The sequence below is a fragment of the Actinophytocola sp. genome (assembly GCF_035942955.1).
GTDB lineage: Bacteria > Actinomycetota > Actinomycetes > Mycobacteriales > Pseudonocardiaceae > DASYTH01.
In genome coordinates, this window is sequence record NZ_DASZCQ010000237.1 from 1 (window position 1) to 8,229 (window position 8,229).

Below are 8,229 nucleotides of genomic sequence, written 5' to 3' on the forward strand. Positions count from 1 at the left end.
GACCCGTTTGTCGCCCTGGCGGGCAAGCTCGACGGCACGCTGACGAAACTCAGGCGGGTGTGGTGCAGGCACCGGGACATCCTTCCTAGTGACCGGTGGTCACCTCAGGTCAGGTGTCCGGGCTACGGGGGCAAGCTCACCGACCCACTCCACATCGGCGCCTTCGGCGCACCGATGTGGAGTGGGTACAGGAGCGGTTGACCGACCGCGACTGGCAGATCGTCCGGGAGGTCAACCGCGTAAGGATCGCCAGCGGCGAACAGCTGGAGCGACTGTGTTTTGCCAGTGTCGCCACAGGCCGCAGCCGCACAGCCACCCGGTCGCGGGCCGTCGGCCGGCTGGTGCGCTGGCGGGTGCTGGCGCCGATCGGGCGACGCATCGGCGGACAGGAACGCGGCAGCACCGCTCAGGTCTACGCGCTGGACACGATCGGTCAGCGGCTACTGGCTGGCGATCAACTGGCCGCAGGCGCCCCGATACGAGTACGGCGACCGGGACCACCCGGCGTACGGAGCCTGCGGCACCTGCTGGCCGTGGCCGAGCTGTACACCCAACTGGTCGAACAGGCCCGCACCACGGGGCTTGAGCTGGTCACCTTCAAGGCTGAACCGGCGGCCCACTGGCCGGACGGCAAAGGCGGACGACTCAAGCCCGACGCCTACGCCGTACTGGGAAAGCCCGGAGCCCGCGACCACTGGTGGATCGAAGTAGATCTGGCGACCGAGAGCCTGCCGACCGTACGGGCCAAGCTCCAGACCTACCTGGACTTCCAGCGCCGAGGCGAGCGCGACCCCGGGGACGTGACGCCCTGGGTTCTCGTCGCCACCAGCACCGAATGCCGACGAGACGCCATCCGAGCCATGGTCCGCCGGCTACCTGAAGCGGCCGGGCTCATCACGATTGTGACCAGCGGCGAGGCTGCACAAAAAATGTATTTAGTCTTGCGGGAATGACGCCAAACGAAAGAATTGCGGATTTAGGACCTCCATTTTCGCGGTTCATTGGATAAAATGAAATACACACGAAAAGACGGGAAAACGGCTACATGAAGCGCTTATCGACTTAGACCGAGAGGAGCGGAGACAATGAACAAAGGGACATTAACGAAGCGAGTACGGGAGATGGGTGCAGCTGGCGGCGGCATGCGGCGAGCGGTGTTCTACCTGCGGGTGTCGACACCGAGCCAGGTCAACACCGACTACAACCCCGAAGGGATCTCCATCCCGGCCCAACGGGAGGCCTGCGAGCGCAAGGCAGCCGAACTGGGCGTGGAGGTGGTGGACACCTACGTCGAGCCAGGCCGCAGCGCCACCTCCATCGAGAAGCGACCGGTGTTCCAGGAGATGATCGCCCGCATCAAGGCCCAGGGAGACGTGGACTACATCATCGTCTACCACTTCAGCCGGATCTTTCGGAACACCATCGACTCGGTGCTAACCCGCAGGGATCTCCGCAAGCTCGGCGTGCGCATTGTCTCCACCATCATGGATCTCGGCGACACGCGGGAAAGCAACATGATCGAGACCATCATGAGCGCCATCGACGAGTACCGCATGGAGAGTGACGGCGCGGATATCCAGTACAAGATGGGCCAGAAAGCCAAGAACGGGGGCACCATCGCCACCGCGCCGCTCGGATACCTCAACGAGCGCATCGAGATCGACGGCCGCAAGGTCGCCATAGCTACCCTCGACCCAGAGCGGGCGCCGCTTCTGCGCCAAGGTTTCGAGCTGTACAGCACCGGCCAGTACACCGCCCAGGCCGTCCTCGACCAACTGAACGCCGCCGGCCTGCGGACTCGCGGCAATCGCCGGACTCCGCCGAAACCGCTGTCCCTCCCCCGCTTCTACAGCATCCTGGCTGACCGTTACTACATGGGCGTGATCGAGTACGACGGCGAGGAGTACAAGGGCTGGCACGACCCACTCGTCACACCGGACCTGTTCGACCGCGTACAGCGCGTCCTGGCACTCCATGGTGGAGGCGGGACACGCGAGCGGGTTCACACCATTTCTTGAAGGGGCTTTTGTGGTGCGGGAGGTGCCGCAAGCGGCTGATCATTATGCGCGGCAAGGGCAACGGCGGCACATACTTCTACTTCCTGTGCCGGGGCCGCCAAGACCACCAGTGCGACCGGCCATATCTGCGCGTCGAGAAGCTTGAGCAGGCAGTCACCCGCCACTACGCCACCGTCACCATCAGCGAGGGGTACAGCTCCCGAATCCGAGCGATGATCGAGGATGCTGCGCTCGACGAACTCGGCAACCTCAGCGCCCTCAAGAAGCGCCTGACCACCCGCCTCCGCGAGTTGGACACCAAGGAAGACCAGTACCTCGACCTCGTCGGCGAGCCAGGCTGGCCCAAGGCCAAACTCCAACGCAAGCTCGATGGCATCCAAGCCGAACGCGACCAGATCCAAGCCCAGCTAGATGACACCGGTAGCCGGCTGGAGGTCGGTCGAGAGTTCCTGCTCACCGCCCTCGCCTTGCTGCGCAACCCTCAAGAGGCCTACGACCGCGCCGGCACCAGCCTGAAGCGCGCCATGAACAAGCTGATCTTCACCCGCCTCTACGTCGACGCCGACGACATCACTGGGCACGAACTCAGCCAGTCCGTCCGGGATCTTGTCCAGGCTCACGCCGCGCACCGCACCAGGGTGCCCGCCGCCTCAGACACCAGCAGCCCCGCCCGAGAGGACGAGGCTGCATGGTCGAAACTAACCGGAGCGGACCTACTTGACCTGGCTCTTGCGGGCCAGGGTTCAAGTAAGACCGCTCTGGTGGGCGCAGCAGGACTCGAACCTGCGACCGCTCCGGTGCACCGAGATCCGCCTGACGGTCAGGGGCTTTCCCAGCACAGTTGTTGTCTCGGCTGCCCCAGGCTATCGACCCCGGTTGAAGGCATCTGATGCCAGGCGAAGTCGCCAAGTTAGCACCCCGTGAACGGGCCACCGCACCTGCGGGACGCCGCACACCTCAACCGGCGGCGCCGCGCCCTCGTCGCCTCGCCTTGGTGCGGACGAATTCGTGCGCGATCGCGGCTCGTGTGGCGCGGGCTACCGGTAACCCCGCTTGAGCAGGTATTTGGCTCCGGCCTCGAAGGCCTCGGGGCTGAGCAGCTCGAACCCGAAGGCGTCGGCGAGCCGGTTGGTCGTGTTGAAGGCGGCGCAGACCGCCAGCGCGTCCTCGACCTGCTGGGGTGAGACGCCGGCGGCCAGCACCTCCCGCATGTCCTCGGCGCCGACCTTTCCCTCCCGGGTCAGCTTGCCGAGCATCCGCAGCGTTGCTCGCAGCGGCTCGTCGACGGGGGCCGATTCCAGGTCGGCCAGCACCGCCGCGACCCGTGGCCCGTCCTGGTACGCCCGCCGTGCGGTCGCGGTGTGCGCGCCGACGCAGAACGCGGACTCGTTCGCCTTGGACACGTAGGCCGCCATCAGCTCCCGGTCGCCTACCGACCAGGCCGACGGCCCGCGCATCGCCTCGTGAGTGAACGCCTTGGCCAGGGCGCCGTAGAAATCGGGCCGATAGAAGACCAGCTTGGCGGCGTCCGGAACCGGGTGCCCGGAGAACAGCCGGATGAGCGCGAAGAGCAGCTTGGTTCCGGGGCCGTAACCGTGGTTGAGGATGTCAAGCCGCATGATCCGGCCTCCCCCCGGCGGTCGCTTCGGCCAGGGCGGCCAGCCCGGCTTCGTACAGCCGGGTCGACTTGCCGACCGCGGCGCATACCACCAGCTCGAACAGCTGGTCCTCGGTGCAGCCCGACGCCTTCGCCGCAGCCAGATCCTCCGCGGTGACCCGCGCCGGCCGGTCGGCGACCTTGCCGATCAGCACGTCCAACGGCGGGGCGAGGCCGTCGTTGCTGAAGGCACGCGCTCGCTGCTCCGCGGCCGCCCTGCCCTCCCCGTTCAGCACGCGATCCACCAGGGCTCGGTGCGCTGCTCGCTTCTTGTCCTCATCCGGCACGGCGCCCTCCACCTCCTTGTGCAGTTGGGCTGTGCTCTCATGGATAAGACGATCGGCGCGCCGCCGAACACGACACGCAGCCGAAAGAGCGTGAATGGGCGACGGCCCGCTACCAGGATTCGACCGCTGATCCTCGCCCGCGCTAGGAGCGTCGCCTCGTACCGTTCCAGCCTGGCCTGCTGACCGACCCAACTTTTAGCCTGCCGACCGGAACGTGGTGCGGTAGGCGCTGGGGGCGACGCCCAGCGTCGCGCTCATCTGTTGCCGCAGCGCCGCACCGGTGCCGAAGCCGGAGTGGCGGGCCACCTGGTCGATGGCGAGGTCCGTGGTCTCCAACAGGTGGCGGGCACGCTCGACGCGCTGCTGCGTGATCCACTTCCCCGGGCTCAGCCCGGTCTCCTCGCGGAACCGGCGGGTGAACGTGCGCACGCTCATCCGGGCTCGCGCGGCCAGCGCGCGGAGGTGCAGCGGCTCGTGCAGGTGTTCAAGTGCCCACGCGCGGGCCGCGGCGGTGGAGGTGTCGGTCACCTCCGGGATCGGACGCACGATGTATTGCGACTGCCCGCCCGGCCGCCATGGCGGCACGACGCACCGTCGTGCGGCCATGTTCGCGATCCCGCTGCCGTGGTCGTCGCGCACGACCTGCAGGCACAGGTCGACGCCCGCGCCGACACCCGCCGAGGTGAGGATCTGGCCCTCGTCGACGAACAGCACGTCCGGGTCGAGGTCGACGTTCGGAAACAGCTGGCGGAAGTTGTCCGCATGGGACCAGTGCGTCGTGGCCCGGCGGCCGTCCAGCAGACCGGCCGCGGCCAGCACGAACGCGCCCGTGCAGGTCGACATGACCCGCGCGCCCCGGTGCGCCGCCGCCCGCAGAGCGTCCCGCACCGGCACGTCCAGCGTGCCGTCCGTGAGCACCTGCGCGCCGTAGTACACGCCGGCGACGAGGACCGTGTCCGCCTCCGCCAGCAGCTCCAGACCGTGCTCGGGGGTGACGGTGAATCCCGCCGAGCTGCGCACCGGGCGACCGCCGGGAGTGCACATCCGCACCTGGTAAAGCCGTCGGTCCTGCTGATCACGGGCCGCATGGAAGACCTGCGTCGGCGTGCCGAGGTCGAACGCGACCACCTCGTCCAGCGCGAGCACGGCAACCAGGTGGGGTCGGGTCATGGCCCGATTCTTGCACAGCATGGCCTTAGAGCCACTTCCCGGAACCGTGGCGCATCGAGCACTCTTGCCGGGTGATTCGCAACAAACACGTCTGGCCATGGATGATCGCGGGCATCGGTTTCGTCGCACTCGTTGGTGCGGCGGGGTTCCGGTCTACCCCTGGCGCGCTGGTGGAACCGCTGCAACACGAGTTCGGGTGGTCGACCGGCACCATCGGCTTCGCCATGTCGATCAACCTCGCACTGTACGGCATCACCGCGCCGTTGGCCGCCGCCCTGATGGAACGCTTCGGCGTGCGCATGGTGACGGCCGGCGCAATGGCGCTGATCGCGCTGGGCAGCGGGTTGACCGTGTTCATGACGGCGGCATGGCAGCTCGTGATCCTCTGGGGCGTGCTGGTAGGCCTCGGCGCCGGTTCGATCTCGCTGGGATTCGTTGCGACCATAGGCACCCGCTGGTTCGTCAAGCGCCAAGGCCTGGTCACCGGGCTCCTCTCGGCCGGCGGTGCGACCGGTTCGCTGGTGTTCCTGCCGCTGGTGGCGGCGCTGACCGAGTCGTCGGGCGGGTGGCGGACCGCCGCGATCGTGGTGTCCCTGGTCGCGTTCATCACGGTGCCCATGGTGCTGCTGTTCTTCCGCGAATACCCCGCCGATCTCGGGATTCCGCCGTACGGCGCGGACGAGGTCGTGCCCCCACCGCCCGTTTCCGGCAACGCCGCGCGGCTGGCCCTGGACACGCTGAAGAGCGCCGCCCGCACCAAGCCGTTCTGGTTCCTTGCGAGCGGCTTCGCGCTGTGCGGCGCCACCACCAACGGCCTGGTCTTCACCCACTTCATCCCCTCCGCCCACGACCACGGCATGCCAAGCGTCACCGCCGCGAGCCTGCTCGCCATGATCGGCATCTTCGACCTCGTCGGCACGATCCTGTCCGGTTGGCTGACCGACCGCGTCGACTCACGAATCCTGCTGGCCGTCTACTACACGTTGCGCGGCCTGTCGCTGCTGGTCCTGCCGCAGCTGTTCGACGAATCGGTCACCGGGTTCATGATCGTGTTCGTCATCTTCTACGGCATGGACTTCATCGCCACCGTGCCGCCGACCGTCGCCCTGTGCCGGGAGCACTACGGGATGTCCGCGCCGATCGTGTTCGGCTGGGTCTTCGCCTCGCATCAGATCGGCGCGGCCATCGCCGCCACCGTGGCCGGCATTGCCCGCGACAGCTTCGGCGACTACGCGCCCGCCTGGTACGTCGCCGGCTTCCTCAGCGTCGGCGCGGCGCTGCTGTCCATGCGGATCAAGCGCGCCACGGTCGAAAGCCGTCCCGAAGCCCCCGCGTCCGTCTAAATCCCCGGCCGGAGGCACAAGGTCAGGACGGCCTCCGCGCGAGCGGGTTGTCCAGGGTCAGGGCGGTGCAGCGGATCCCACCACCGCCCTTGGCCAGCTCGGTCGTGTCGAGCTCGATCACCCGCAGGCCACGATCGCGCAGCGCGCCGGCAAGTCGCGGGGCGCCCCGGGTCATGGTCACGGTGGTGCCGTCGCTGATCAGGTTCAACGCGAACCGCTCCGCCTCGTCGACCGACACCTCGATCAGGTCGAGCCCGAGCTGGCGCAGGCGCAGGCGGCTGGGCGCGTCAAGGGCCTGTGGGCAGTAGGCGAGCGTGTCCGGGTTGCCGACGACCGCGACGGCCAGATCGAGGTCGTACCAGCGCGGGCTCACGGTGCGCAGCGGCACCACCTCGTAGCCGAGCTCCCGGCTCAGCACCGCGTGCATCCGCCGGTCGGTGCGCTGGCCGTATCCCGCCAGCAGCAGATCGCCGAGCGCCAGCGCATCGCCCTGGCCGCTGAAGGCGTACGGCGCCTCGACGACCTCGTACCCGTGTCCGGTCAGCCACTCCTGGAAGTACGGCACCTCGGCCTTTCGTTCGGGTGGCGGGCTGCCGAGGACGGCCCGGTCACCGCGGACCACGGCGGCGTTGGCGGTGAACACCATGTCCGGGCACTCCGGTGCGGACGGCAGGTACTCGACCGTGCGACCGGCCGCGAGGTGCGCCGCCACGATCGCCCGGTGCTCGGTGACCGCCGCCGCCGGATCGGGCTGAACCTCGGTGTGCATGTACGGGTTGATCTCGTAGTCGACCCGGAAGTGGGCCGCGTCGGACACCAGCAATTCGCTGTTCACCGTGCATTCCCCTTGGCGTGCGGCTGCGGGAGCGTCAGCCCGAGGTGTCGTCCGGCTCCGCCACGGTGACGCTGTACAGGTCGAGCTCGCGGAACGGGTTGGGCTGGACGTTCCGCAGCCGCGTCGACCAGGCCGACAGCGTGCTCTGGTACCAGATCGGGATGGTCGGCATGTCGCGCAGGATCGCCCGCTCCGCCTGCTGGTAGAGGTCCCAGGCCCGCTCGCTGGTCGGTGCGGTGTCCGCGGCCGACAGCAGGGCGTCGACGACGGGATTGCTGTACTTGCCGACGTTGTCCGAGGCGCCGGTCCGGAACATCGGGCTGAGGAAGTTTTCGATCGACGGGTAGTCGGCGATCCAACCGGAGCGGAACAGGGCGGTGATCTCCTGGGCGTTCAGCTTGCGGCGGAACTCCCCGAGCGTGGGGATCGGCACGAAGCGGCAGCGCAGGCCGAGCGTCTCGGTGATCGAGGCGCAGACTTCCTCCATCCACGGCTGGTTCGGCGAGTCGACGTTGGACGTCAGCTCGATGTCGCCCCGGAACCCGGACATGTCGAGCAGCTCCTTGGCCCGCACCGGGGAGTAGGTGCACAACTCGCCGCCCTGGTTCTCGGCGCGGCCCGAGACGGCCGGCGGGACCAGGCCGTCGGCCGGCACCTGGTGGCCCTGGAAGATCTTGTCGATCAGCTTGACCCGGTCGATCGCCATGGAGATCGCCTGCCGCACCCGCGGGTCGGCGTAGCGCGAGTCGTAGAGCGGGAACGAGATGGTCTGAATCCCGAGGTAGGTCCGATCGTGGGTGCGGTTCGGCAGGTCCTCCAGGTACCGGTCGCCTTCCAGCGCCCAGAACGGGGTGACGTCGAGGTAGTCGAGCTTGTCCGCCATCACGTCGTAGTAGGCGTCTTCCAGGCTGGTGTAGAT

9 protein-coding genes are annotated in these 8,229 nt (G+C 68.0%); 4 read left to right on the forward strand and 5 right to left on the reverse strand.

The window, feature by feature from the left end; genetic code table 11:
* The first annotated feature begins 197 nt into the window (after window positions 1–197).
* The 3 genes from VGX25_RS24445 (at window position 198) to VGX25_RS24455 (ending at window position 2,908) form a co-directional block, all read left to right on the forward strand.
* Window positions 198–953 (forward strand): replication-relaxation family protein, encoded by a 756-nt coding sequence (locus VGX25_RS24445; RefSeq protein WP_326920229.1) that lies wholly within the window; start codon window positions 198–200, stop codon window positions 951–953.
* A 132-nt stretch (window positions 954–1,085) separates the two neighbouring features.
* Window positions 1,086–2,018 carry a recombinase family protein gene (locus tag VGX25_RS24450; RefSeq protein WP_326920230.1) on the forward strand — a complete coding sequence of 311 codons (933 nt, stop codon included), beginning with the start codon at window positions 1,086–1,088 and terminating at the stop codon, window positions 2,016–2,018.
* Window positions 2,019–2,062: 44 nt separating this feature from the next.
* On the forward strand, window positions 2,063–2,908 hold the full coding sequence (locus VGX25_RS24455; protein WP_326920231.1) for a recombinase zinc beta ribbon domain-containing protein: 846 nt from the start codon (window positions 2,063–2,065) through the stop codon (window positions 2,906–2,908).
* Window positions 2,909–3,055: 147 nt separating this feature from the next.
* Here VGX25_RS24455 and VGX25_RS24460 read toward each other — a convergent pair whose 3' ends face one another.
* The 3 genes from VGX25_RS24460 to VGX25_RS24470 form a co-directional block, all read right to left on the reverse strand.
* Window positions 3,056–3,637 (reverse strand): carboxymuconolactone decarboxylase family protein, encoded by a 582-nt coding sequence (locus VGX25_RS24460; RefSeq protein WP_326920232.1) that lies wholly within the window; start codon window positions 3,635–3,637, stop codon window positions 3,056–3,058.
* Complete coding sequence (locus VGX25_RS24465; protein ID WP_326920233.1) at window positions 3,627–3,962, reverse strand: hypothetical protein; 336 nt, start codon at window positions 3,960–3,962, stop codon at window positions 3,627–3,629. The genes VGX25_RS24460 and VGX25_RS24465 overlap by 11 nt, the downstream gene beginning before the upstream one ends.
* Before the next feature lie 195 nt (window positions 3,963–4,157).
* A complete protein-coding gene (locus VGX25_RS24470; RefSeq protein WP_326920234.1) occupies window positions 4,158–5,132 on the reverse strand; it encodes a GlxA family transcriptional regulator in 975 nt (324 codons plus the stop codon).
* Between the two features lie 101 nt (window positions 5,133–5,233).
* Here VGX25_RS24470 and VGX25_RS24475 point away from each other — a divergent pair, with 101 nt between their 5' ends.
* On the forward strand, window positions 5,234–6,475 hold the full coding sequence (locus tag VGX25_RS24475) for an MFS transporter (RefSeq protein ID WP_326920237.1): 1,242 nt from the start codon (window positions 5,234–5,236) through the stop codon (window positions 6,473–6,475).
* 22 nt (window positions 6,476–6,497) lie between these two features.
* Here VGX25_RS24475 and VGX25_RS24480 read toward each other — a convergent pair whose 3' ends face one another.
* Both VGX25_RS24480 and VGX25_RS24485 read right to left on the reverse strand, forming a co-directional pair.
* Complete coding sequence (locus tag VGX25_RS24480) at window positions 6,498–7,310, reverse strand: dimethylarginine dimethylaminohydrolase family protein (RefSeq protein WP_326920235.1); 813 nt, start codon at window positions 7,308–7,310, stop codon at window positions 6,498–6,500.
* A gap of 34 nt (window positions 7,311–7,344) precedes the next feature.
* A partial coding sequence (locus VGX25_RS24485) for an ABC transporter substrate-binding protein (RefSeq protein WP_326920236.1) occupies window positions 7,345–8,229 on the reverse strand: 885 nt, incomplete at its 5' end.

Bases quoted from the DNA above. Each gene is read 5' to 3' on its own strand.
- VGX25_RS24450 (WP_326920230.1), top strand. From the start codon at position 1,086: ATGAACAAAGGGACATTAACGAAGCGAGTACGGGAGATGGGTGCAGCT.
- VGX25_RS24455 (WP_326920231.1), top strand. From the start codon at position 2,063: ATGCGCGGCAAGGGCAACGGCGGCACATACTTCTACTTCCTGTGCCGG.
- VGX25_RS24460 (WP_326920232.1), bottom strand. From the start codon at position 3,637: ATGCGGCTTGACATCCTCAACCACGGTTACGGCCCCGGAACCAAGCTG.
- VGX25_RS24470 (WP_326920234.1), bottom strand. From the start codon at position 5,132: ATGACCCGACCCCACCTGGTTGCCGTGCTCGCGCTGGACGAGGTGGTC.
- VGX25_RS24475 (WP_326920237.1), top strand. From the start codon at position 5,234: ATGATCGCGGGCATCGGTTTCGTCGCACTCGTTGGTGCGGCGGGGTTC.